This window comes from Microvirga lupini (assembly GCF_014191055.1).
Classification (GTDB): domain Bacteria; phylum Pseudomonadota; class Alphaproteobacteria; order Rhizobiales; family Beijerinckiaceae; genus Microvirga; species Microvirga lupini_A.
This window is the reverse complement of record NZ_JACHWB010000006.1, coordinates 181,773-204,770: the sequence shown is the minus strand read 5'-3', so window position 1 is coordinate 204,770 and position 22,998 is coordinate 181,773. Positions and strand designations below refer to the sequence as shown.

The window sequence follows — 22,998 nt, the reverse complement described above, 5'->3', positions numbered from 1 at the left end:
GCCGGGGAAACGCCCATGTTCAAAGTCCTCCTCTCCCGGCTGGGCCAAGCGGCCCTCGTGATGCTCGTCGTGTCGGCCGTCTCGTTCGTGATGTTCCGCTATGTCGGCGATCCCGTGGCGACTATGTCGCGCGAGAACGCCTCCGTGGAGGAGAAGGCGGAACTTCGGCGCTCCCTCGGCCTCGATCAGCCATTGGCGGTCCAATACGGACGCTTCCTGACGCGCACGCTCAGCGGCGATCTCGGCATCAGCTACCGCAATCAGCGCCCCGTGACGGCGCTGATCGCCGAGCGCCTTCCCGCGACGCTCGAACTCGTGATCGTCGCGACCATCCTGTCGCTCGCGCTCGGCATCCCGCTCGGCGTGCTGTGCGCCCTCAAGCCGGACGGCATCGCCGCGCGACTGGTTCAGGCCGTTTCTCTCATCGGCATCTCGACCCCGACCTTCGTGACCGGCATCGTGCTCATCCTGGTTTTCGCCGTGTCGCTCGGTTGGCTGCCTTCGTTCGGGCGCGGCCAGGTGGTCGATCTCGGCTGGTGGTCGACGGGCTTTCTCACGGTGAGCGGCTGGAAATCGCTCATCCTGCCCGGCATCACGCTCGCTCTCTACCAGCTCACCCTCATCATGCGCCTGGTGCGGGCCGAGATGATCGACGTGCTGTCGAGCGACTACATCCGCTTCGCCAAGGCGCGCGGCCTGCCGACCCGCTACATCCACTTCCGGCTCGCCTTGAGAAACGCGCTCATGCCGGTCATCACGGTCACCGGGCTCCAGATCGGCTCCCTCATCGCCTTCGCCATCGTGACCGAAACCGTTTTCCAATGGCCGGGCATGGGCCTTCTTTTCATCCAGGCCGTAAGCTTCGTCGATATTCCCGTCATGGCAGCCTACCTGCTTTTCGTCGGCCTGCTGTTCGTCCTCATCAACACCGTCGTCGACATCCTCTATGCCGTCGTCGATCCCCGCCTGCGCGCGAGGTCCGCATGAAAACGCTCGCCTCCACCCCCAGTCTGTTCATCCGACTTGGCGCCCCGATCTCGGTGATCCTCGCCGCCGTCTTGGCCTTGTTCCTTGTAGCCTGCGCGTTGCTCGCTTCCTGGATCGCACCTTACGACCCCACCGACCTCGCTTCCTTCGAGCTCATCAACGCCGAGCTCCCGCCGGCCTTCACGGCCGATGGCGATCCACGGTTCCTCCTCGGCACGGACAACCAGGGCCGCGACCTGCTGTCGGCCATGCTCTACGGCGCGCGCGTGTCCATTGCCATCGGCGGCGGCGCGGTCCTGCTCGCAGCCACTCTCGGCGTCACGCTGGGCCTTCTCGCCGGCTATTTCGGCGGCAGGGTCGATGCCTTGATCATGCGGGTCGCCGATGTGATCCTGAGCTTTCCCACCATCCTGCTCGCGCTTCTGGTGAGCGGCATCGCGCGAGCGATCTTTCCGGGAGCGGCAACGGCGGAATGGGCGCCGATCATCCTGATCTGCGCCATCGCCATCCACGAATGGGTGCAGTATGCCCGCACCGTGCGGGCCGCCACCATGGTCGAGACGGCGAAGGATTACGTTCGCGCGGCCAAAGTCATCGGCCTGCCAGTGCGGCGGATCATGCTGCGGCACATCCTGCCGAACGTGATGAGCCCGGTTCTGGTCATCTCCACCATCAATCTCGCGGCGGCTGTGCTCACGGAAGCAACCCTGTCGTTCCTCGGAGTGGGGATGCCGCCGACCTATCCGTCGCTCGGCACGCTCATCCGCATCGGCAACGAGTTCGTCTTCTCGGGGATCTGGTGGATCGCCCTCTTTCCGGCCCTTGCCCTCGTGACCCTCGTGCTTGCCGTCAACATCGTCGGCGACTGGCTCCGCGATCGCTTCAATCCCAAGCTGAGGGTGAAACGATGAACGCGCATTCCACCCCGGTTCTCGCCATCGACAGCCTCAGGGTCGAATACCCGCTCGCGAACGGCAGCGTTTTCACCGCCGTCGAGAACGCGTCCCTCGTCATCCAGCCTGGCGAGATCCACGCGCTGGTGGGTGAATCCGGCGCCGGCAAGACAACCATCGGCAACACGGTGATGGGGCTGCTCGAGAAGCCTGGACGCATCGCCTCCGGAAGCATCCGGATCGACGGCAAAGCGTTCGATGCCACCAAAGGTTCCGCCGCCGGCATCGTGCTCGGCCGCGACGTGGGCGCCATCTTCCAGGATCCCATGACGAGCCTGAACCCGCTGTTCACGATCGAGGACCAGCTTATGGAAGCCATGCGCTTCCATCTCAAGCTCGACAAGGCAGCGGCCAGCGCGCGCGCGCTGGAACTGCTCGAATCCGTGGGCATTCCTGAACCGAGGCGACGCCTCAAGGCCTATCCCCACCAATTGTCCGGCGGCCAGCGCCAGCGTGTCGTAATCGCCGCCGCTCTATCGTGCAATCCCAAGCTCGTGGTCGCCGACGAACCGACGACGGCGCTCGACGTGTCGGTTCAGTCACAGATCCTCAAACTCCTGCGCGACCTGGCCGATAGCCGAGGCATCGGGATTCTGCTCGTCACGCACAATATGGGCGTCGTGGCCCAGATCGCCGACCGCGTCACCATCATGCATCGCGGCAAAGTCATCGAGACAGGATCGACGCAAGAGGTTCTGCGCCACCCCAAGGCCACCTACGCCAGGGCTCTGATCGGCGCCGTGCCGCGCATCGACCAGCGTCTTGATCGCTTCCCGGTTCTCGGCGACGAAGGCAAAGGACGCGCCGAGGAGGCCCGCGCGGAGCTGCGCGCGAAGGCCGAGCGCCAGGAGGCCGGTGTCGATGAAGCCCCCATCCTGTCGGTCGAGAACCTGTGCGTCGATTATACCACCAGCGGCTGGCTTCCGGGCTCGGCAGGCCATCGCTTCCGCGCCGTAGACGGGGTTTCCTTCTCCGTCCGCAGCGGTGAGGTGTTCGGCCTCGTGGGCGAATCCGGCTGCGGCAAGACCACCATCGCCAATGTGGTGTCGGGCCTCGTGCGACCCACGGCGGGCCGTGTGACCTACCGGGGTCAAAGCATTGCAGGCGAAGGCGCGACCCATCGGGTCGGGCCGCTGCGCCAGGCGATCCAGATGATTTTCCAGGATCCCTACTCGTCGCTCAACAGCCGCATGCGCATTGGCTCGATCCTGTCCGAGCCGATCCTGTTCTACCGCCTCGCCGGATCCCGCGCCGAGGCGGAGAGCGATGTCGCCCGCCTCATCGAGGCCGTCGGCCTGGAAGTGGACGCGGCCCAGCGCTTTCCGCATGCTTTCTCGGGCGGCCAGAGGCAGCGCCTGTCGATTGCGCGGGCGCTCGGGGCGCGGCCCAAGCTGATCGTCTGCGACGAGCCGACATCGTCCCTCGACGTATCGGTGCAGGCGCAGATCCTGAATCTGCTGAAGGACCTGCGCGATGCCACGGGGCTGACCCTTCTGCTGATCAGCCACGACCTCGCGGTGGTGCGCCAGATGTGCGACCGCGTCGCGGTGATGAGACAGGGCCAGATCGTCGAGCAGGCCGAATCCGAAACCCTCTTCGAAAACCCGCAGCATCCCTACACGCAGGAATTGCTGTCGCTCGTTCCGACCCTCGACCGCATCCGCGGCGAAACCCAAGCCGCCTGACCGACCGGAGTGTACCGCATGGCCGACATCATCATCACCAACGGCATCGTCGTGACGATGGACCCGCAACGCAGGGTCATCGAGAACGGCGCCGTTGCCATCGACAAGGACCGGATCGTCGCAGTCGGAACGACCGAGGAGGTGCTGGCAGCCCATCGGGCGGCCACGACGATCGACGCCAGCCGCAAGATCGTCATGCCGGGCCTGATCGACGGCCATGCCCATGCGGGTCACGGCCTCATCAAGACCATGGGCGGCGGCGACAGCGACGCCTGGTATGAGGCCTGCCACAAGGCCTATACGGTGGCGTCGACTCCCGAGTTCTGGCGCGCCGAGGCGCGTCTCGCAGCCCTTGAGCGCTTGCGCTTCGGCGTGACCACGGGCGTTTCCCTCCTGGGCGGCGGAGACACCATCCTTCGCACGGACGAGCCCATATACGGCGATGCCCATTGCGAAGGCGTGCGAGAGGTCGGCACCCGGTCGGTCGTCGCTGTCGGGCCCACACGTCCGCCCCATCCACGCACCTATGCGCGCTTCGTCGATGGTAAGGCAGTCGAACGTCCTGTGACGTTCGAGGAGCAGTTCGAAACCTGCAAGACGCTGATCGAGACCTGGCATGGCAAGCATGGCGGCCGCCTGAACATCGCTCTCATCACGCCTACGCTTCGCGCCGAGCATGTCGAGGAGCTTGGACGGGAGAACCTCGAGGAAGCCCGGCGCCAGGCGCGCATGACCGCCGATCTCGCCCGCGAGGCCGGCCTCGTCTTCACCCAGGATGGCCATACCAACGGCAGCGTGGCTTATGCCAACGAACTGGGCATCCTGGGACCGAACGCGCTGCTGTCGCATTCCACGAACCTGTCCCAGGAAGAAATCCGGATCGTGGCCGACACGGGAACGAACATCGCCCACAATCCGAGCGCGATCGCCTCGATCCTCGGCCGCTGCCCCGTGCCCGAACTTCTGGAAGCAGGCGCGAATGTATGCCTCGGCTCCGATGCCACGGCCCCCGACCGTTCCGGAGACATGTTCCGGCACATGCAGCAATGCATGCATTACCACCGGACCTATTTCAAGGATCCCACTTGGCTGCCGCCGGGGCGCGTGCTGGAGATGTGCACCATCGACGGCGCGAAGGCGCTCGGGATGGAGAAGGACATCGGCTCGCTCGAAGTCGGCAAGAAGGCGGACGTGGTGCTGCTGGACCTCAGGCGGCCTCATCTCTACCCGCTCAACATGCCGGTCTTCCGCCTGATCTATTTCGCCAACGGCAACGATGTCGATACCGTCATCGTCGACGGCCGCATCGCCATGCAGGATCGCAAGGCCGTCCTGGTCGATGAGGACGAGATCCTCGACGACGCCCAACGCGAAACCGACGCGATGCTCGACCGCACCGGGTTCCGGTCCACGCTGGAAACCCCGAAGATGTTCTGGCGCCACGTGAGGGCAACCGACCAGATCGAGGGCTGATGGGCCTAGGGCGACGGGATCCATCCGGTCCTTGTCGCGCCGCTCCTCACCACCACTGTGCCGACCGCGCCGATGCGGTTGGAAGGGCAGAGCATGCTGATTGTACGTGAACACGATACCACCGAGGCGCGGACGCTGCGCGCCGGCGGGCGGGCCGGGTTCCTTCTGGCCGGGTTCGTCGTGGCCTGCGTCGTGATGGCAGCGCTCAACCTTCGCCCGGCCCTGACCTCCACCGCGACCATGGTGGCCGAAATCCAGGCGGGGCTGGGCCTCGGTGGGGTGTGGATGGGCGTCCTGACCACCATGCCGGTGCTGTGCTTCGGCGCGTTCGGGCCTCTCGCCCCCTTCCTGTCCGCCAGGCTTGGCCTCGAACGGACCATCGCGGCTCTTCTCGCAGGGCTCGCGGCGGGGCTCGCCCTGCGCGCGCTGCCGACGGGCCTCGCGCTGTTCGCCGGCACGCTGGTGGCAGGGGCGTCCATCGGCATGGCGGGCGTGCTTCTCCCGGTGGTCATCCGCCGGCGCTTTCCCGAGCGGATCGGTTCGATGACGGGTCTCTACACGATGATCCTCAGCATTGGCGGCGCTAGCGCCGCGGGACTGACGCCCGTTTTCGAAAGAGCATGGCACTCGTGGACTTTGGCCCTGGCGAGTTGGAGCGTCCTCGCCCTCGCTGCCGGCATCATGTGGGCTGCTCTTGCTGCCGTCGAGCCGCCTTCGGTCTCAACGGGGCGCCTGCCGCGTTTCTCGCTCCTGTTGCGCGACCGACTGGCTTGGTCGGTCACGGCGTTCATGGGGCTTCAGGCGGGACTGGCCTTCATCGTTCTCGGCTGGCTGCCGACGCTGCTGCGCGACCGCGGTCTCGATGTGCTCGATGCCGGCGTCGTCACCTCCGTGTCGATCCTGTCGCAGACCGCCACGGCGCTGCTGGTGCCTTCGCTCGCGACGCGACGGGTATCGGCCCGCCTTCTGGTGGTGCTGGTTCTCCTGGCCACCTGCACGGGATTTCTCGGCCTGCTTTATGCGCCGCTCGCCTCACGCCTCCTGTGGGCACTCGTTCTCGGTCTCGGTCAGGGCGGCCTGTTCGGCCTCGCGCTTCTGTTCGTGTCGCTGCGCTCTCCGAGCGCCGATGTCACGGCGATGCTGTCGGGCATGTCGCAGAGTATCGGCTATCTCGGCGCGTCCCTCTGCCCCTTCGCGGTCGGCATGTTGCGCAGCGGCGGAGACACGCTCCTCGGGCCGGCCGTCATGGTGGTTCTGATCACGGCAGGCTGCACTTGGGCCGGCCTCCGGGCCGCGGCGCCTGCCTATGTGCTGTCGCATCTCAAGCGGGACTGACGCAGGCCATCCTTCAGGTGCGGTCGGGCGCGGCATAGGCAGACACGTCGCGGGCGAGGATCCGCCCGGCCCCCTTGGCACCGACGATGCGCCCGCCCTCGGCCACGACTTGACCGCGCAGCAGCGTCGTCACCGGCCAGCCGGTGACCTCGAAGCCTTCCCACGGTGTATAATCGGCCCCATGATGCAGGATCTCCTGGCGGATCGTCTCGCGACGGTTCGGATCCCACAGCACGATATCCGCATCGAAGCCCACGCCGATGGAGCCCTTGCGCGGATAGAGGCCATAGATCTTGGCGTGATTGGTGGCCGTCAGCTCCACGAAGCGGTTGAGGGAGATCCGGCCCTTCGAGACCCCTTCGGAGAACAGGATCGGCAGGCGGGTCTCGACGCCTGGAATGCCGTTCGGCACCCACCGGAAGGAGGTTTTGCCCTTCGGATGGAGCTTGCCGGCTGGGCTGTCATAGCGGAACGGGCAATGATCCGATGAGAAGGTCTGAAACACGCCGCTGCGCAGTCCCTCCCAGATGGCCGCCTGGCTCTCCACATCCCGTGGCGGAGGCGAGCAGACGTACTTAGCGCCGCTCATGTCCATGTCGGGACCCTGCAGATCCTCGACAGTGAGCGTGATGTATTGCGGACAGGTCTCCGCATAGACCTTGAGGCCACGGGATTGTGCCCATCGGATCTGCTCCATTGCCTCGCGTCCAGATACATGCACGATCATGATCGGCACGTCGACAAGCTCCGCATGGCTGATCGCCCGATGGGTCGCTTCACGCTCGACGATTTCGGGTCGGGAGACCGCATGGTAATAGGGTGCAGTCCGGCCCGCCCGCTCGAGGCGCTCGGTCATGTAGCGGATGGCATCATATCCTTCGGCATGAACCATAACGAGGGCGCGCTCCCGGCGGGCAACCTCGAACACGTCGAGAAGCTCGTGATCCTTCAGCACGAGATCGTCATAGGTCATGAACACCTTGAACGACGTATAGCCATCCTTGAGCAGCGCGGGGAGCTCCTGTCCCAGAACCTCGGGCGTCGGATCAGATATGATCAGATGAAAGGCCGTATCGACATAGCACTCGCTCTCGGCCTTCCGCCTATACTCCTCGACGCAGGCCCGCAGGGACTTGCCTCGCTGCTGGAGCGCGAAAGGAAGAACCGTCGTATTGCCGCCGGCTGCAGCGGAGGCCGTGGCCGTGGCGAAGTCGTCGGCCATAACGACGCCGGGTCCGGACGGCTGGGCGATGTGCACATGGCTGTCGATGCCCCCAGGAAGCACGAGAAGCCCGGTGGCGTCGATTTCTCTTGGAGCGCGAAGATTCTCACCCAGCATGACGATGCGCTCGCCTTTGATTCCGACGTCGCAACGAATCGTATCGGACGCCGTACCGACGGTGCCGCCGCGAATCGCGAGATCGAGATCCATCTCCCATCCTCCTCAGCCAAGCGCTCGGTCGAGGCTTCCGATCAGCCGGTCGACCTCCTCCGGCGTATTGTAGTGCACCATGGAGACGCGCACCACGCCATTGCCGTCGGCAAGGCCGAGATGCTCGATCAGGCGCCGGGAGTGGAAATCGCCGTAGCGGATGCCGATCCTGTCGGCTTCGGTCGCGCGCACGATCTCGGCCGAATCCCGCCCGTCGACCTTGAAGGCGATGGTTGGCACCCGGCGATCCGTCGCGCTGCCGCGGCGGCCGATGATCCTGACGTCGTTGCGGTCGCGCAGATAGGCCAGGAGCTTTTCTCCCAGCAGTGTCTCGTGCGCTGCGATCTTATCGAAGGCGCGGTTGATGGCGCCGCGATCTCCGGTTCCGCCGCCGAGAGTGTCGATGTAATCCACGATGCCGGCCGAGCCCCAGGCGAGCTCATAATTGGTGTTGCCAGGCTCGAGCTTCATCGGCACCTTCTCGCGGCCGTAAAAATAGTGATAGAGCCCGTCGAGCTCGAGCAGCTTCTCATACTTGCCGTACATCACGGCGAAGTGGGGGCCGTAGGTCTTGTAGAAGCTGAAGATGTAATAATCGACGTCGAGATCTTTCACGTTCACCGCCCGATGAGGCGCATAGGCGACGGCATCGACGACGATTTCGGCGCCCCGCTCGTGCACGCGGCGTGCGATCTCCTTGACCGGGTTGATGGTGCCCAGGATGTTCGAGGCGTGCGTCACCGCCACGAGCCGGGTCCGCTCGGTCATCAGGCGGTCGAGCTCATCCAGGTCGATCTCGCAGCTCTCGCGGTCGATGGACCACTCCTTGATGACGATGCCACGCTTCTCCAGGGCACGCCAAGGACCGATATTCGACTCGTGGTCAAAATTCGTAACGACAATCTCGTCACCCGGCTTGAGGCTCCCTTCCACAGCGCGCGACAGGAACTGGGCGAGGACAGTGGTAGAAGGCCCTAGCACGATTTCTTCCGGTCGTTCTGAGCCGAGCAGGCGCGCAATCTTGGCACGCGCCTCCATGAGCCGGCTCGTGGCCCGTTGCGAGTGCTCGTAGCTGGCACCAGTTTGCACGCTCGTGGTCAGGAGATGTTCCGAGATGCGTTCGGCAACGTTGCGCAGGACGAGAGAGCCGCCAGCATTGTCGAAATAGGCGAACCCGTCCGCCAAGGCTGGGAACTGCGAGCGGACGAAGGTGAGATCGAGCGACATGGATGCACCTATTCTGCAGAAGGTTGGGGTTGGCCGACGACGAGCGGCTCTTGGAGGTGATGGAGAATGCAATCCTCGGAGGAGCCGCTTTCCCACATGAACATGAGGAAATCGCCGTCCGGGCCAATTGCTGCGATCGGAGCATGCCAGAGGTTGCGGGCATAATTGACGCCTTCCCCCCGACACCCGACGAATGCTTCCGCACGGGCGAGGTCGGGCAGCCCCGCCTGATCCTGCGGCGCTACGACGATCAGGAAGCACTCGGCCGAAAGAGAGACGAAGGTCTGAGACGACAAGGGATGCCGTTCGAAGATCACGAGCGGCATCGGCAGCGGCCCGCCCTTGGCCCGATAGACCGCGAGCACGGGATCGCCCTCGGGAGATGCGTGATCGAAGCGGGTATCGGTGTCGAAGCGCAGCGCCCGGCCATCGTTCACCATGCGGCTGCGGTCAGAATCGAAAAACAGCACCTCCCCGAATGGGCGGAAGGCCGAAGGCGTCAGGCGTTTGGGAAGCAGGGTCAGCACGGATAGATAAGCCTAGTGGGATAGGACGGCCTGAAGGAAGCTTCTCAGGCGAGGATCGCGGGGCGCATTGAAGATCACGTCGGGAGGCCCCTCCTCGACGATCCGTCCCCCATCCATGAAAACCACCCTGTCGGCGACCCTGCGGGCGAACCCCATCTCGTGAGTCACGACGACCATAGTGACCCCAGTCTTAGCGAGTTGCTGCATCACATCTAGGACCTCACCCACCATCTCGGGGTCGAGTGCCGAGGTCGGCTCGTCGAAGAGCAGAACCTTCGGCTCCATGGCGAGCGCCCTTGCGATCCCGACGCGCTGCTGCTGTCCGCCGGAGAGTTGCGCCGGATATTTCGGCGCCTGATCCGCGAGCCCGACACGGGCCAGAAGGCGCTGAGCGCGCTCCTCCGCTTCCGCCCAAGACAGGCCGCGCACGCGGACGGGGCCGAGCGCGACGTTGCGGAGCACGGTCATATGGGGAAAGAGATTGAAGCTCTGGAACACCATGCCCACCTCTGTGAGCACGGTGCTCTTGCGGTCGTGGCTGACCTCCGCTCCGTCGACAATGATCTCACCGCCGTTGTGCTCCTCAAGCTGGTTGATGCAACGGATCAGCGTTGACTTGCCCGAGCCGGACGGACCGATGACGACGACGATCTCGCCTTCTTTCACCTGGAGGTCGACGCCATGCAGCGCCATGAAGAGACCGAACGACTTGACGACGTTCTTCATCTCGATAATCGCGCGCGTCATCGTCCCCTCACCGCAAGTCGCTTTTCGAAAACCCCGACGAGACGCACAAGCGGCATCAGGATCAGGATATAGATGACGGCCGCACTAATGAGGGGCGTCGGGTTTGCGGCCAGCGCCTGCGCCTGCGTCGCCTGCTTGAGCAGGTCCGGCATCGCCACCACGGATGCGAGAGCCGTGTCCTTCATCACGTTGATGGAATTGGATGTGATCGGTGGGATGACTATCCGAAGCGCCTGCGGCAGCACCACGTCGCTCATTCGGCGCCAAGGGCTGAGGCCGAGGGCGCGGGCGGCCTCGAACTGGCCCTTCGGCACGGCCTCAATGCCGGCCCGGAAGATCTCCGCGGAATAAGCGGCAGACACGAGGCTTAGCGCTGAAGCGGCGGCTCCGAAGGGGGAAAGCCGCAACCCGACGAAAGGCAGTGCATAATAGATGACGACGAGCAGGACCAGGATCGGGATGGAACGGAAGACGTCGATATAGGCGACGGTGATCTGCCTCAGGGGTGATCTGGCATAAAGCCGGAGCAACGCGAGAACTAGGCCACCGATGAAGCCCAGGGCTATGGCCGTCACTCCAAGAGTCAGCGTAGTGGTCAGACCCGATAGCAGGAGCGGAAGGGTTTGAACGAAAACCTTCCAGTTCAGGAAGGTGTCGAAGATGGACATGACAGGCAGCACCTCGATATTCGTGATCATGCCGAGCGTCCGGTACGGATACCAGACGCTCGGGGAGAGTTGCTGTCAGAGCTTGGGCATCTCCATGACCTTGATGGTCGCCGAGGTCGGCTCGGCTTTCGCGCCGAACCACTGCTCGTGGATCTTCGCCAGGGTTCCGTCCTGCTTCATCTTCGTGATCTCGGCGTTGACCTTTTCCGCCAGGGGGCTGTTTTTCGCGAACATCATCGAATACTGCTCGCCGGTCGGAATGCGCTCCACCACCTGATAGATCGGCTTGTCCTTGATGTAATACTGGACGGCCGGGATGTCGCTGACATAGCCGTCGATGCGGCCCGCTGCGAGGTCGAGCATCGCGGGAGCCAGGCCCTCGTAGCGGCGGATATCGGAGAATTTGTACTTCTGCTGGTTCTGAGTCGACCACATGTCACCGGTCGAACCGGTATCGACTGCAGCCACCTTGCTCGCCATACCTTCCAGGTTCTTGATGCCTGAGTTGGCGCGCACCGCCAGCGACTGGTCGCTATCGTAATAGGGCTGGGCAAAGGATACCGACTCGAGACGCTTCTTGGTGATGGTGATCGAGGACACAGCGGCATCAACCTGACCCGATTGGACCGCAGCAAACAATCCGTTGAACGGGATGTTTACGAAGGACACGTTCATGTTCAGGCGCTTGCCGGCTTCCTTGGCGAGGTCGATCTCGAAACCGACGATCTCGCCCTTCTCGTTCTGGAACTCCCACGGAACGTTGCCGACGTTCGCTCCTACCTTCATGTCGGCAGCAGAGGCCATCGTCCCTGCTGATATGACCAACACGGCGGCTACTGTTGCGACGAATGTGCCGCGTCGGGTAATTTTCGCTGACATCTGGTCCTCCATCTTGCACGCCGGGCCCATGGCCGGCGATCGATTCGATGCTGCCATCTGGTAGCCGGCTCTTTGGAGACTTGTGTAGGCCGGCAATATTGGTCAAACTGGTCTTACCAATCTGACCAGTTGATCGTGCAGCTATCCTGACGCATGGTCAAGATCAATGTCGCTCGGAGCTGATGAAAAATGAGGCCTGTAGGCACGATCCGATGCACCACGCCCTTTCGATGTGATAATGGAGCAGGGACGGCAGATGACGACTGATCCAGTGAACCTGTTGGAATTAGAACTCGCCGACCGCACTCCCGTGCCACGCGGCATTGTTGAACATATCCAGCGCCTGATCCTGAAAGGCGGCCTCAAGGCTGGCCAGCGCCTTCCTTCCCAGCGGGAACTGGCGGAGCAACTCGGGGTAAGCCGGCCGTCAGTGCGAGAGGCACTGACCGTTCTTGAAACGATGGGTCTTCTGACTGTGCGGGCCGGTAGCGGGGTGTTCGTCGCGAAAGCCGATGCACGTCGGCCGCTGTGGCGCTACTCCGACCGCTGCACGCCCGCTGATGTCTATGAGGCGCGCCTGGGACTGGAGGGCTACGCCGCCAGACTCGCAGCCGCTCGCATCGACAAACCGGCCGAGGAACGCCTCAGGCGGTGCACCGACTCTATGCATGAGGCTCTCAAAGTAGGCGACGTGATCAGCCTCGCGGTCAATGACACGGAGTTCCACGATCTGATCTTTGAACTCTCCGGCAACCCGGTTTTGGCCGCCATGTACAGGCCAGTGCGTGAATTGCTAGTCGAGAGTCAACGCCTTCCCATGGCACAACTTGATCGCCTGAGTGAAACCGTGCGTGAACACGAAGCCATTCTGGAGGGTTTAACCAGCCAAGATCCCGACACGGCGGAAGCGGCCATGCAAAGCCATATCCGCTCGGCTGCGGGCCGGTTCGGCGTCTCACTCTGAGGAGGGCTCCGCCCGCGACGCAAGCGACTTTGACGGCTGCCGGGGCGACGGTGCCCGAGCGGACGTCCAACGAGTTCCTAACGACTCGCAAAACCAATTGTATTCCAATGATTGGTTCAGCGGTCCAAGTGCCGATAAACCCGCCAGCCATGATTTCTAAGCCGTCGACCTCCGCAGGGGCATGCTTCGGAAGGTCGTCTTTGGGTCACGCACTGACGATCCTCGATCTTCTGTAAACGTGCGGTGTTCCTGGCGCGAGCAGTCCCTCAGCCTATTTCGGAGGAGTGCCATCTCGGAACATTAGCCAGTGTTGCGCGAAGGTCGACCTTCATCGGATCCTCACACAGCAGCGGCGTTCGCCACGATGGGCAGCAACTCGGACATGGTGTTGATCAGGCGGTCTGCACCGAGTTCCGCATGGGGCTTGTGGCTGTATCCATAGGTAACCGCGAAGGCGCGCACGCCGGCTGCCCGGGCCGCCCGCACGTCGTGGTAGTTGTCCCCGACCATGAGCGCCGCCTCAGGCGCCACGCCGAGATGCTTCAGCGCCGCGAGGATCGGGGCCGGGTGCGGCTTGCGCTCGGGAAGGGTGTCACCTCCGACAACCGCATCAAAATAGGCTCGCAGCCCGAGCGCCTCCAGGATGTCGATGGTGGCGGTGTAGGGCTTGTTGGTAACGACTGCCAGCGGAAGCCCAAGCCCCCGCAGACTGGACAAGGTCTCCACGACACCCGGGTAGGCCTCTGTGTGGCGGGCTGCATTGGCTTCGTAGATCGGCAGGAAGCGGGCCACCAGCTCAAGAAGGCGCGACAGGTCCCCTCCGGTCGCGGAGACGGCCCGCTCGACGAGCTTGGCTGCCCCGTCGCCGATCATGGACTTTACCTCATCGAGGTCGATCTGCCGGAGGCCCTCCTCTGCCAAGAGGACGTTCACCGCATCCCGTAGGTCGCGTGCGCTGTCGACGAGGGTTCCGTCCAAGTCGAAGATGATGGCTTTTAGCGAAGACATGGGGTCGTATCAATTTTCGCGAAACAGGGTGACAACGACAGAATGGATGATCTTCCTTTCCGTCCGAGAGCGAGTTTATGCGGCGTGGCGCCTCAGATGGCCAGCCAGAGCACCGAGCGCAGGGATAGGCTGACCTCCACGGCGGAGCCCGTCTGGTGGAGCGTCTCTCCCGAATGGAACGGCGTGTCGATGGAGACCTCCGCAGCACCAATCCTCACTACATAGCGTAGCGTAGAGCCAAGGAACTCACTATGCACGATGGTGCCCGGCAGCAGGACGTCGCCCGCGCCGCCTCTGGTCAGGGACGCGTGCTGCGGTCGGAAGACGAGCTTGGCGCCCTCCGGCACGACGACATGCGCCGGGATCGGCACGCGAACCCCGCCGTCGATGTCGAAGAAGCGCTGCCCCCCCTCGCGCACCACGCGACCTGGCAAGATGTTCGCCGTGCCGAGAAAGTTCGCCACGAATAGATTCGCGGGCTTCTCGTAGAGTTCCATAGGCGTGCCGACCTGCTGGACCACACCGTCGTTCATGACGGCGATCCGGTCGCAGATCGTGTTGGCCTCTTCCTGATCGTGCGTGACGAAGATCGTCGTTAGGCCCAGCCGCTGCTGGAGATCCCGCAGTTCCCGCCGCACCTGCACACGCATCTTGGCATCCAAGTTCGACAGGGGCTCGTCGAGAAGGAGAACCTTCGGCTCGATGGCAATCGTGCGGGCAACCGCGACGCGCTGTTGCTGGCCGCCGGAGAGCTGGGACGGACGACGGTCCGCGAGGTGCGCGAGCCCGACGAGTTCAAGGGCCGCCGCGACGCGCCTGTCGACCTCCGCTCGTGGGACCTTTCGCTCCTCTAGGCCGAATGAAACGTTACGCCTTACTGTCATGTGGGGCCACAGGGCGTAGGATTGGAACACCATGCCCACATCCCGTTTCCAGGGCGGCAGGTGCGACACGTCCTGGCCGCCGATCAAGACTTCGCCCCCGTCAGCCTCGTTGAATCCGGCGATGAGGCGCAGCAGAGTGGTCTTTCCGCATCCAGACGGGCCGAGGAAGGCGAAGAACTCCCCCGGACGAATGTGAAGAGTGATGCCCTTGAGGACATGGTTGGTGCCATAGGACAGACCGATGTTACGAATGTCGACATCGACGGCACTGGCGCCAAGCTCGGAGATGGGAAAAGGCTGGTTCATAGGTGTCATTTCCTCGGGTCGGGCCGCAATCAGCGTCCGGCTCCTTTTGCCTTCTGGCTTTTCTCGATGATCATGTGGGATGCAAAGGTGCACACAGCGACGAGCAGCACGGCGATGACGCCCAGCGCTGCCCCAGGGCCACGCCCGGCCGCTGACTGCATGAAGACGTAGAGGCCGTAGGCGAGAGGTGCATCTGCGTTCGACTGGACGAGCATCAGCGTCGCCGAAAGCTCCACGGCGGCTGTCGCAAAGCTCGTGACAAAGCCGGCCAGGATGCCACCAGCCATGAGCGGCAGAACCACGCGCCGGACCGTGCGCACCTTGGTGGCGCCAAGATTCTCCGCCGCCTCCTCGAGCGAGACTGAAATCTGCTGCAGGGCTGCGTAGCAGGCGCGCAGAGCATAAGGCAGACGTCGGATTGCCAGCGCCAGCACGATCGTGATCCACAGGGTGGCGAGCGGCGTGCCGTCGGGCAGCTGCACACCGTAGAACGTCCGTAGATAGCCAATGCCGAGCACAACCCCAGGGATGGCCAGGGCCGCGGTCGCGGCCCAGTCGAGCCATTCGCGGCCGATCAGCTTCGTTCTTAGAACCAGATAGGCGATGGCAGTGCCGAGAACCACATCGATCAGGCCCGCGATGGAGGCGTAGAGGAGAGTGTTCTTGACGTACACGAAGCTCTCGCCGAACACGCGGCCGTAATGGGCCAGAGTAAAGGCGTCCGGCAGCGGGCTGAAGGACCAGATCGTCGCGAAGGAGAGTAGCAGCAATCCGATATGAGGTGCCAGCACCAGCAGCAGAATGAGCAGGACGGCCGCATAGGCGAGCACGCTCTCCCAGGGACGCATGCGGCGCTTCGCCAGGCCGCCGCCGCCCCGCTGCACGGTGGCGTAATCCTTGCCGCGCATGGCACGGGCCGAGATCCACATGGCAAGAACCGACATGCAGATCAGCACGACGGAGATCACATATCCCATTGGGTCGGCGATGCCGATGGAAGTGACGCGCAGGTACGCCTGCGGCGCCAGCATGTCCTTGACATTCAGGAGAAGCGGTGTCGCAAGATCATCGAAGACCTTGACGAAGACCAGCGATGCACCTGCGATGTAGCCCGGCATGGCTAGCGGGAAGACGATGCGGCGGAACAGCCGGAACCCTGAGCTGCCGAGATTCTGTGCCGCCTCCTCCATTGATCGGTCGATGTTGCGCAGGGCAGCCGAGAGATTGATCAGGATGAAAGGGAAGTAATGCACGGCCTGAACGAAGATAACCCCGTTCAGGCCCTCCATGAAGGGAATCTTGATGCCGAACCACTCGTCGAGAAGCAGGTTCACCGTGCCGTTCCGGCCGAACAGGAGCAGCATCGCGACCGCGCCGACGAAGGGCGGCATGATCAGCGGTAGGAAGCCCAGCGTCTGGATCAGCATGGCGCCGCGGAATTCGAACCGCGTGGTGATGTAGGCAAGCGGAAGCGCAAAGACCGACGCGACAACCACCGACATGGCGGATACATAGACCGAATTCCAGAACGAGCGGATGAACAGGTCCGTTCGGGCGAAGTCGAGGAAGTTGACCAGGGTGAACTCGCCCGTCCCCTTTTCCGTGAAGGCGACATAGATCACCGTGCCGACCGGGACGATGAGGAACAGGGCGAGGAAGACAATGATCCCAAGGGCAAGGGCGATCTGCCCCGGCGTCGCCGACAGCCTCAAGAAATGCCTGGAAGACGCGGACGGCACATGCGCTCGCCCGGCGGTCGTGGCACCAGCCATGGACGCTCTCCTAAAATCCGAAGATGGTCTTTGCGGGCGGCTCGTTCGTGCGAGCCGCCCGCCGGAACGATCAGCGTACCAGCTTCAAGGCCTGTTCAGCCTTGGACTGAGCCTGCTGGTAACGTTCCTTGGCGAAGCTCGCCCATTGCTGCTCGAGTTCGGCCTGACGCGCGCCCTTCTCCTTGCCGCCGGTGAAGGCGCCAGCGATCTCAGGCGACGAAGCCTGTTGCTCGGTGACCGGCATGGCGGCTACCAGGTCGCGGGCTTCCTTCACTAGAGCCTTGGCCTCCGCGTTATCCTTCGTGGCGATCGCGGCCTCAGCGTCGTGGATGGCCTTGGTAGCGGCCTTGAGCGCGTCGAGCTGGAAGGTCACAGTCTGGTCGTAGAGGACATCGACGACGTTCGTGCGCTTCTCCGATACATTCACGTCGAACTTCACCCGTGCCCCCAGGGACGGATCCTTGAAGGGGTTTGGATAATCCGCCGGAGCCTTGGCGTAGACCGCTGGGTTCACGGGCAGGCGGCGGATGCTCGGCTCAAGCAGAACTTCCTGCCCAGCGGGAGAGACGAGATAGTCGACGAAAGCCTCGGCCCCGGCCTTGTTGGGAGCGTTGGCAACCACAGCGACATTCGCCGGCACGATCGTCGTCACGGTCGGGTAGACGAACTTCACCGGGAAGCCCGAGGCCTGAGCCGAGAAGGCGAAGAAGTCTATCACGATGCCGAAGCCGACCTGCCCCGAATTGACCGCCTCCGGCACGCCGAAGGAGCGCTCCGTGATCTGGCGGAAGTTTCCGGACATCTCTTTCAGCGTACGCCAACCCTGCTCCCAGCCCTCGCCCTGGAGGATCGTCTCGATGGTCAGATGGGTCGTGCCCGAACGTGACGGCGCCGCCATGGCGACGTGGTCGAAGTAGACCGGCTTGGCGAGGTCCTGCCAATCCTTGGGCTCGGGCAGCTTGTTCGCTTTAGCGTAGCGGTCGTTCCACATGATCCCGTAGCCGGATGCCGCGAAGCCCGAATAGAAATTTTCAGGGTCGTTGATCGGATAGGAGCCGATCTTGTCCGGAATGCCCTCGGCCTTCGGCTTGTGCTTCTGGAGCAGGCTCTTGCCCTTCAGAACCTCGAAGGCATCCGGAGCGGAGGCCCAGAAGATGTCGACTTGGTTGTTGGCCTTCGTCTCCTCAATGAACTTCACGCCTGCATTCGTGTTCCGGTTCTGCACGTCGAGGGTCACACCAGGGTGCGCCTTCTCGAAGGCCTGCTTGAACGGATCAGTGACGTCCTTAGAAAATGAGGTCACAATAGTGACCTTGCCAGACTGAGCGATGGCAGTGCCCGTGAACAGGGCAGTGCCAATCAATACCGCCGCGGCGACGGAATGGCGTAGCATCAGCTTCCTCCAATATGTCTACATAATTGGGCTCGCCACTAGGGCGTCCAAGGACAGCATACCCATGGACCGGATCAATTTGCACTTGGTCCTTTGGCGAGAGCTGGGGCTATCATTCCATGAGCGACCGGAAAATGTTGTACTGTTTCCATAAAGTCGCTTCAAACTGACGCCTTTTATAGAGCCTTTTCCTCGACAGTTAATGAGCGTGGGTTCGGTGGAGAGCGTCAAGGCCTAGCTAAGCGACCCGCGGCTGGATCCAGATCTCTCAGTCGTATGAATTCTCAAAGAATATCGGCACATCAGCGCGAAGGTGTTAAAGCACAAACCTGGGCTATCGGTATGGCTGTGTAGCCGTCAACTTTCCGCCTGAACGCAACGCCTCCGCTAACGTCGCAGGCATGGCACGAGCAGCCGTTGGCATTCCTGAGCGTTCATTGAATGCGTTCATCCTTTGATGGAGCAACAGTAATCACTATGCTTTTGGAAGGAGGCTAATAGGATAGTTGTCCACAGCCCGGCCTGCCCTTGATATAGAGGTGCGAGCCTTTAGGATGGCTCTAAGCGCCGTTCACAGGCGTAGGAACCGCTCAATTCTCATGCCTGAATCACAGATCGCCCCAGCAGTTTTGCTTCGCAGTGTGGCCATCACCTTCGGGCCAAAGGTGGGTGGCTACACGGCCGTTCAGAACATTGACCTTTCCGTATCGCCAGGGGAGTTCATTGCCATTGTCGGGCCGACTGGTTGCGGTAAATCCACCCTGCTCAACGCATCTGCGGGGCTGCTCAAGCCATCCGATGGTAAGGTCGAGATCTTCGGTGTGCCTCTGCATGGCCTCAACAGCCGCGCGGGATATCTCTTTCAGCAGGATGCCCTGATGCCTTGGAAAACGGCCCTTCAGAACGTGGCCGTCGCCTTGGAGCCCAAAGGTGTTTTGCGCAAGGAGGCGGAGGCAATGGCCCGCGATTGGCTGCGGCGGGTAGGGCTCGCTGCCTTCGTTGACCGCTACCCGCATATGCTGTCGGGCGGTCAGCGAAAGCGGGTCGCTCTGGCGCAGATGTTGATCCGCGACCCCGAGATTCTCTTAATGGACGAGCCCTTCGGTCCCCTTGATGCGCAGACCCGCCAGATTATGGGCAACCTGCTGCTGGAGCTCTGGGCTGCCAATCGCAAAGCCGTTCTCTTTGTCACGCACGATCTTGAGGAGGCAATAGCGCTCGCCGATAGGGTGGTGGTCATGTCAGCCGGTCCCGCGGCCGGCATCATCGGGGAGTTCCCCGTGCCGCTTCCACGCCCACGCGACATTGCGGAGGTGCGGCTTGAGCCTGCCTTCCATCACATCCACAAGAAGATATGGGCGAGCCTTCGCACCGAGGTGCAGAAGGCCTATGCCCAGGGAGAGGGAGCCACGCAATGAACCGCTTGAAGCTTATCCTGCTGCAGGTTGCGGTAGGCTTTGGTTTCCTGCTGCTCTGGCATGTCCTGACCAACTACCCTATCCTTGCCCCGACGCGGCAGACACAGTTCTTCTTCTCGACTCCTCTCGACGTGCTGGCGAGGGTCTGGAAGGAATTCGCTTCCGGAGAGATATGGCGGCATCTCTGGATCACGCTTATGGAGACGATCCTGGCCTTCGCTTTTGGGGCGGGCGGCGGGATCCTGTTTGGCTTCCTGTTCGCCCGCCGCGAGCTCCTTGCTGCCGTATTCGATCCGTACATCAAGGCCGCCAATGCCCTGCCGCGCGTGGTACTCGCGCCGATCTTCGCCCTCTGGTTCGGCCTGGGGATTTGGTCCAAAGTAGCCCTCGGCTTTACGCTGGTCTTTTTCATTGTCTTCTTCAACGTGTACCAGGGCGTGCGCGAGGTGAGCCCGGTTGTGTTGGCTAACGCTAGGATGCTCTGCATGAACGAACGTCAGCTTCTGCGGCACGTTTACTGGCCGGCAGCGCTGACATGGATGTTCTCGTCTCTGCACACCTCTGTAGGGTTCGCTCTTGTTGGTGCAGTGGTGGGTGAGTATCTCGGCTCGTCTGCGGGGCTCGGCTACAAGATCCATGAGGCAGAGAGCGTGTTTGACGTCACTGGCGTTTTTGCCGGCATGGTGATCCTTTCGATCTTCGTTATTCTCATCGATTTCGTCGTGACCCTTATCGAGAGGCGCCTCCTGGTCTGGCGCCCTGCCCCATCGACAAACGGGCAAGGTTGAGCAATCCTTCCCGTCCACAATCTGCATCGAAGCAGGGAGAAAGAGGATGGAACGCCGTACATTTCTCATTGGGACAGGCGCCGTTGCTCTGTCCACCGGACTCAGCCGCAACGCCTTCGGTCAGACGAAGCCGGAAAAGAGCAAGGTCACGTTGGGCGTGGGCGGCAAGCCACTACTCTATTACCTTCCGCTGACCATTGCTGAACGAAAGGGGTTCTTCAAGGAAGAAGGGCTTGAGGTGGAAATCAACGATTTTGGCGGCGGCGCCAAGTCGCTCCAGGCCCTGATCGGTGGCTCCGTCGACATCGTCACCGGGGCTTATGAACATACCATTCGCATGCAAGCCAAAGGTCAGGATGTTCGCGCCATCACCGAACTAGGCCGCTTCCCAGCCATCGTGATCGCAGCCAAGAAAGACAAAGCCGGTCAGATCAAGTCCGCGGCCGATTTCAAGGGCCTAAAAATCGGCGTGACGGCACCGGGCTCCTCCACCGCGCTGACGGCACAGTACGCCATGGTGAAGGCAGGACTGAAGCCGACTGACGCAGCCTTCATTGGTGTTGGATCAGGTGCGAGCGCTGTTGCCGCCATGCAGAAGGGTGAGATCGACGTGATCTCACATCTCGACCCAGTCATTTCCAAGCTCGAGTCGGAAGGAGATATCACGATCCTGATCGATACGCGCACAGAAGCTGGAACGCGAGCGCTCTTCGGCGGCTCGAACCCGGCGGCAACCCTCTATACCAAGAAGGACTTCATCGACGCCAATCCTGTGACGACCCAGCGCCTCGTGAACGCCTTCATGAAGTCGCTCAAATGGCTTCAGACAGCAAAGCCGGAAGATGTCGCTGCAACAGTGCCGCCAGAGTACCATCTCGGCGACCGTCCACTGTACCTCAAGGCTGTACAGAATTCTCTCGAGAGCTATTCCCGTGACGGCATTGTGCCACCCGACGGCATGAAGAGCGTCATGGATATGCTGCAGCAGCTCGACCCCGAATTGAAAGATGCCAAGGTCGATCTCTCCGCAACGTTTGACAACCGCTTCGTGAAGCAGGCCGCCAGCTAGTCGTTGGGCTGTGTCAGTCGAACACGTTGATAGGGGCCGCTTCTGACAAGGCTCACTTCGCCACAGGGTTGCAGCTTGCCCATAATCCTGTGGCAGATCGAATCCGTCTCTGAGCTCCCCAAGTGCTCAGAAGACAGTTCTGATAGGCAGCTTCAATTAGCCATCCGAACTGCGACCAATCCGCCTGCCAAGCTATCAAGTCCATCCTAAGAGCGTGCTCCTAAAGCTCACCTTTGGGTCATCCGACGAAATTGCGAACACCTCGGGAATATCTGTTGTCCTCTTTGTCAGCAGACATTCGTTCTACTGCGCAAATGTGCCAAATAGCGGCATCCGTTCCTGCTGACATCACCCTCCCTCCGGGCACTTTCGAAACAATTCTGGGCAAACACAGTTGCGCTGAAAGGAAGCCTACGTAGAATACCCATGGTAAAGCGCCGGGAACAGGCGCAGCCATGGCTGGGGACTAGCCGGGAGGAAATGCATGTCTTCGTTCACGAGACGCGGTGTTATCGCGTCGGCGTCCACCTTACTTGCAAGCTCGATCGTCGGAATAAAGCCAGGTTTCTCGCAAGCCAATTATCCAAGCCGGCCGATAACGCTCATCTGTCCCTGGGGGGCAGGCGGCGGCACCGATGCAACGGCCCGCATCATTGCGCAGGTGATGGAGCAGAAGCTCGGTCAGCCCGTGAATGTGGTGAACCGAACCGGCGGAAACGGCGTGGTCGGTCATACGGCCATTTCAACCGCCTCGCCGGATGGCTACACGATCGGTCTGCTCACGGTCGAAATTGCGATGATGCACTGGCAGGGCCTAACGACCCTGACGCCGAAAGACTATGCTCCCCTGGCGCTGATGAACGTCGATGCGCCGGCCATTCAGGTCAAGGCGGACAGTCCTTACAAGACCATCAATGAACTCGCCGACGCCATCAAGGCGGCGCCTCCCGGCAAGCTGAAAGCTTCGGGGACTGGCCAGGGCGGCATCTGGCACTTAGCCCTCGTGGGATGGCTGCAGTCTCTCGGTCTTCAACCCAATCACGTCGCCTGGGTGCCCTCCAACGGAGCCGCACCAGGGATGCAGGACCTGGCGGCCGGCGGCATCGATATCGTGCCCTGCTCGCTGCCCGAAGCGCGGCCGATGATCGACGCGGGCCGGGCCAAGAGCCTAGCCATCCTGGCGGCGGAACGGAATCCGCAGTTCCCGAACGTGCCGACGCTCAACGAGCAGATGGGGCCTCACAAATCGGTTGGCGTGTGGCGCGGCATCGCCGGTCCCAAGGGGCTCCCGGCAGAGGTCCAGGACAAGCTGGTCACCGTGCTCAAGGATGTTTACGAGTCCAAGGAGTACAAGGACTTCATGAGCAACCGAGGCTTCGGCACTCAATGGGCCGAGAAAGCCGCATTCGGCCAGTTCATGGATGAATCCGACAAGCAGATGGGCGAGGCCATGAAGGCCGCAGGCCTGGCGAAGGCATAGACG

20 protein-coding genes are annotated in these 22,998 nt (G+C 62.4%); 10 read left to right on the top strand and 10 right to left on the bottom strand.

Annotated features, from left to right (window positions below):
- Positions 1–15: 15 nt before the first annotated feature.
- From FHR70_RS19685 to FHR70_RS19665, 5 genes are all read left to right on the top strand, one after another.
- Positions 16–987 (top strand): ABC transporter permease, encoded by a 972-nt coding sequence (locus FHR70_RS19685; RefSeq protein ID WP_183453354.1) that lies wholly within the window; start codon positions 16–18, stop codon positions 985–987.
- On the top strand, positions 984–1,898 hold the full coding sequence (locus FHR70_RS19680) for an ABC transporter permease (protein WP_183453352.1): 915 nt from the start codon (positions 984–986) through the stop codon (positions 1,896–1,898). Before FHR70_RS19685 ends, FHR70_RS19680 begins: the two co-directional genes overlap by 4 nt.
- On the top strand, positions 1,895–3,625 hold the full coding sequence (locus FHR70_RS19675) for a dipeptide ABC transporter ATP-binding protein (protein ID WP_183453349.1): 1,731 nt from the start codon (positions 1,895–1,897) through the stop codon (positions 3,623–3,625). The genes FHR70_RS19680 and FHR70_RS19675 overlap by 4 nt, the downstream gene beginning before the upstream one ends.
- An 18-nt stretch (positions 3,626–3,643) precedes the next feature.
- Complete coding sequence (locus FHR70_RS19670; protein ID WP_183453347.1) at positions 3,644–5,098, top strand: amidohydrolase family protein; 1,455 nt, start codon at positions 3,644–3,646, stop codon at positions 5,096–5,098.
- A 93-nt stretch (positions 5,099–5,191) separates the two neighbouring features.
- Complete coding sequence (locus FHR70_RS19665; RefSeq protein ID WP_183453345.1) at positions 5,192–6,433, top strand: MFS transporter; 1,242 nt, start codon at positions 5,192–5,194, stop codon at positions 6,431–6,433.
- Positions 6,434–6,446: 13 nt separating this feature from the next.
- Here the strand turns inward: FHR70_RS19665 and hydA are convergent, their stop codons facing one another.
- The 6 genes from hydA to FHR70_RS19635 all read right to left on the bottom strand — a co-directional run bounded on the left by hydA (position 6,447) and on the right by FHR70_RS19635 (position 11,913).
- Entirely contained in the window at positions 6,447–7,865 is a 1,419-nt protein-coding gene (hydA, locus tag FHR70_RS19660; protein WP_183453343.1) for a dihydropyrimidinase, read from the bottom strand.
- Between the two features lie 12 nt (positions 7,866–7,877).
- Positions 7,878–9,092 (bottom strand): cysteine desulfurase-like protein, encoded by a 1,215-nt coding sequence (locus tag FHR70_RS19655; RefSeq protein WP_183453341.1) that lies wholly within the window; start codon positions 9,090–9,092, stop codon positions 7,878–7,880.
- A gap of 8 nt (positions 9,093–9,100) precedes the next feature.
- Positions 9,101–9,619 carry an ureidoglycolate lyase gene (locus FHR70_RS19650; RefSeq protein WP_183453339.1) on the bottom strand — a complete coding sequence of 173 codons (519 nt, stop codon included), beginning with the start codon at positions 9,617–9,619 and terminating at the stop codon, positions 9,101–9,103.
- A 12-nt stretch (positions 9,620–9,631) separates the two neighbouring features.
- Positions 9,632–10,366 (bottom strand): amino acid ABC transporter ATP-binding protein, encoded by a 735-nt coding sequence (locus FHR70_RS19645; RefSeq protein ID WP_210277711.1) that lies wholly within the window; start codon positions 10,364–10,366, stop codon positions 9,632–9,634.
- Positions 10,363–11,034, bottom strand: coding sequence for an amino acid ABC transporter permease (locus FHR70_RS19640; RefSeq protein ID WP_183453450.1), 672 nt, complete (start codon positions 11,032–11,034; stop codon positions 10,363–10,365). The genes FHR70_RS19645 and FHR70_RS19640 overlap by 4 nt, the downstream gene beginning before the upstream one ends.
- 75 nt (positions 11,035–11,109) lie before the next feature.
- Positions 11,110–11,913 carry a transporter substrate-binding domain-containing protein gene (locus FHR70_RS19635; protein ID WP_183453337.1) on the bottom strand — a complete coding sequence of 268 codons (804 nt, stop codon included), beginning with the start codon at positions 11,911–11,913 and terminating at the stop codon, positions 11,110–11,112.
- Positions 11,914–12,169: 256 nt separating this feature from the next.
- Between FHR70_RS19635 and FHR70_RS19630 the strand changes: the two genes are divergently transcribed.
- The gene (locus FHR70_RS19630) at positions 12,170–12,877 is read left to right on the top strand and encodes a FadR/GntR family transcriptional regulator (protein WP_183453335.1); all 708 of its coding nucleotides are present in this window, start codon (positions 12,170–12,172) and stop codon (positions 12,875–12,877) included.
- Positions 12,878–13,216: 339 nt separating this feature from the next.
- Here the strand turns inward: FHR70_RS19630 and gph are convergent, their stop codons facing one another.
- The 4 genes from gph to FHR70_RS19610 all read right to left on the bottom strand — a co-directional run bounded on the left by gph (position 13,217) and on the right by FHR70_RS19610 (position 18,240).
- Positions 13,217–13,885: a phosphoglycolate phosphatase gene (gene gph, locus FHR70_RS19625; protein WP_183453333.1), complete on the bottom strand. Its 669-nt coding sequence runs from the start codon at positions 13,883–13,885 to the stop codon at positions 13,217–13,219.
- A gap of 92 nt (positions 13,886–13,977) precedes the next feature.
- Complete coding sequence (locus FHR70_RS19620; protein ID WP_183453331.1) at positions 13,978–15,075, bottom strand: ABC transporter ATP-binding protein; 1,098 nt, start codon at positions 15,073–15,075, stop codon at positions 13,978–13,980.
- A 29-nt stretch (positions 15,076–15,104) separates the two neighbouring features.
- Positions 15,105–16,847, bottom strand: coding sequence for an ABC transporter permease (locus FHR70_RS19615; RefSeq protein WP_246408312.1), 1,743 nt, complete (start codon positions 16,845–16,847; stop codon positions 15,105–15,107).
- Positions 16,848–16,917: 70 nt separating this feature from the next.
- Positions 16,918–18,240 carry an ABC transporter substrate-binding protein gene (locus tag FHR70_RS19610; protein WP_183453329.1) on the bottom strand — a complete coding sequence of 441 codons (1,323 nt, stop codon included), beginning with the start codon at positions 18,238–18,240 and terminating at the stop codon, positions 16,918–16,920.
- Positions 18,241–18,839: 599 nt separating this feature from the next.
- Here FHR70_RS19610 and FHR70_RS19605 point away from each other — a divergent pair.
- From FHR70_RS19605 to FHR70_RS19590, 4 genes are all read left to right on the top strand, one after another.
- Positions 18,840–19,658 (top strand): ABC transporter ATP-binding protein, encoded by an 819-nt coding sequence (locus FHR70_RS19605; protein WP_183453327.1) that lies wholly within the window; start codon positions 18,840–18,842, stop codon positions 19,656–19,658.
- The gene (locus FHR70_RS19600) at positions 19,655–20,446 is read left to right on the top strand and encodes an ABC transporter permease (protein WP_183453325.1); all 792 of its coding nucleotides are present in this window, start codon (positions 19,655–19,657) and stop codon (positions 20,444–20,446) included. Before FHR70_RS19605 ends, FHR70_RS19600 begins: the two co-directional genes overlap by 4 nt.
- A 46-nt stretch (positions 20,447–20,492) precedes the next feature.
- The gene (locus tag FHR70_RS19595; RefSeq protein WP_183453323.1) at positions 20,493–21,515 is read left to right on the top strand and encodes an ABC transporter substrate-binding protein; all 1,023 of its coding nucleotides are present in this window, start codon (positions 20,493–20,495) and stop codon (positions 21,513–21,515) included.
- 484 nt (positions 21,516–21,999) lie between these two features.
- Complete coding sequence (locus tag FHR70_RS19590; protein WP_183453321.1) at positions 22,000–22,995, top strand: tripartite tricarboxylate transporter substrate binding protein; 996 nt, start codon at positions 22,000–22,002, stop codon at positions 22,993–22,995.
- Positions 22,996–22,998 lie beyond the last annotated feature (3 nt).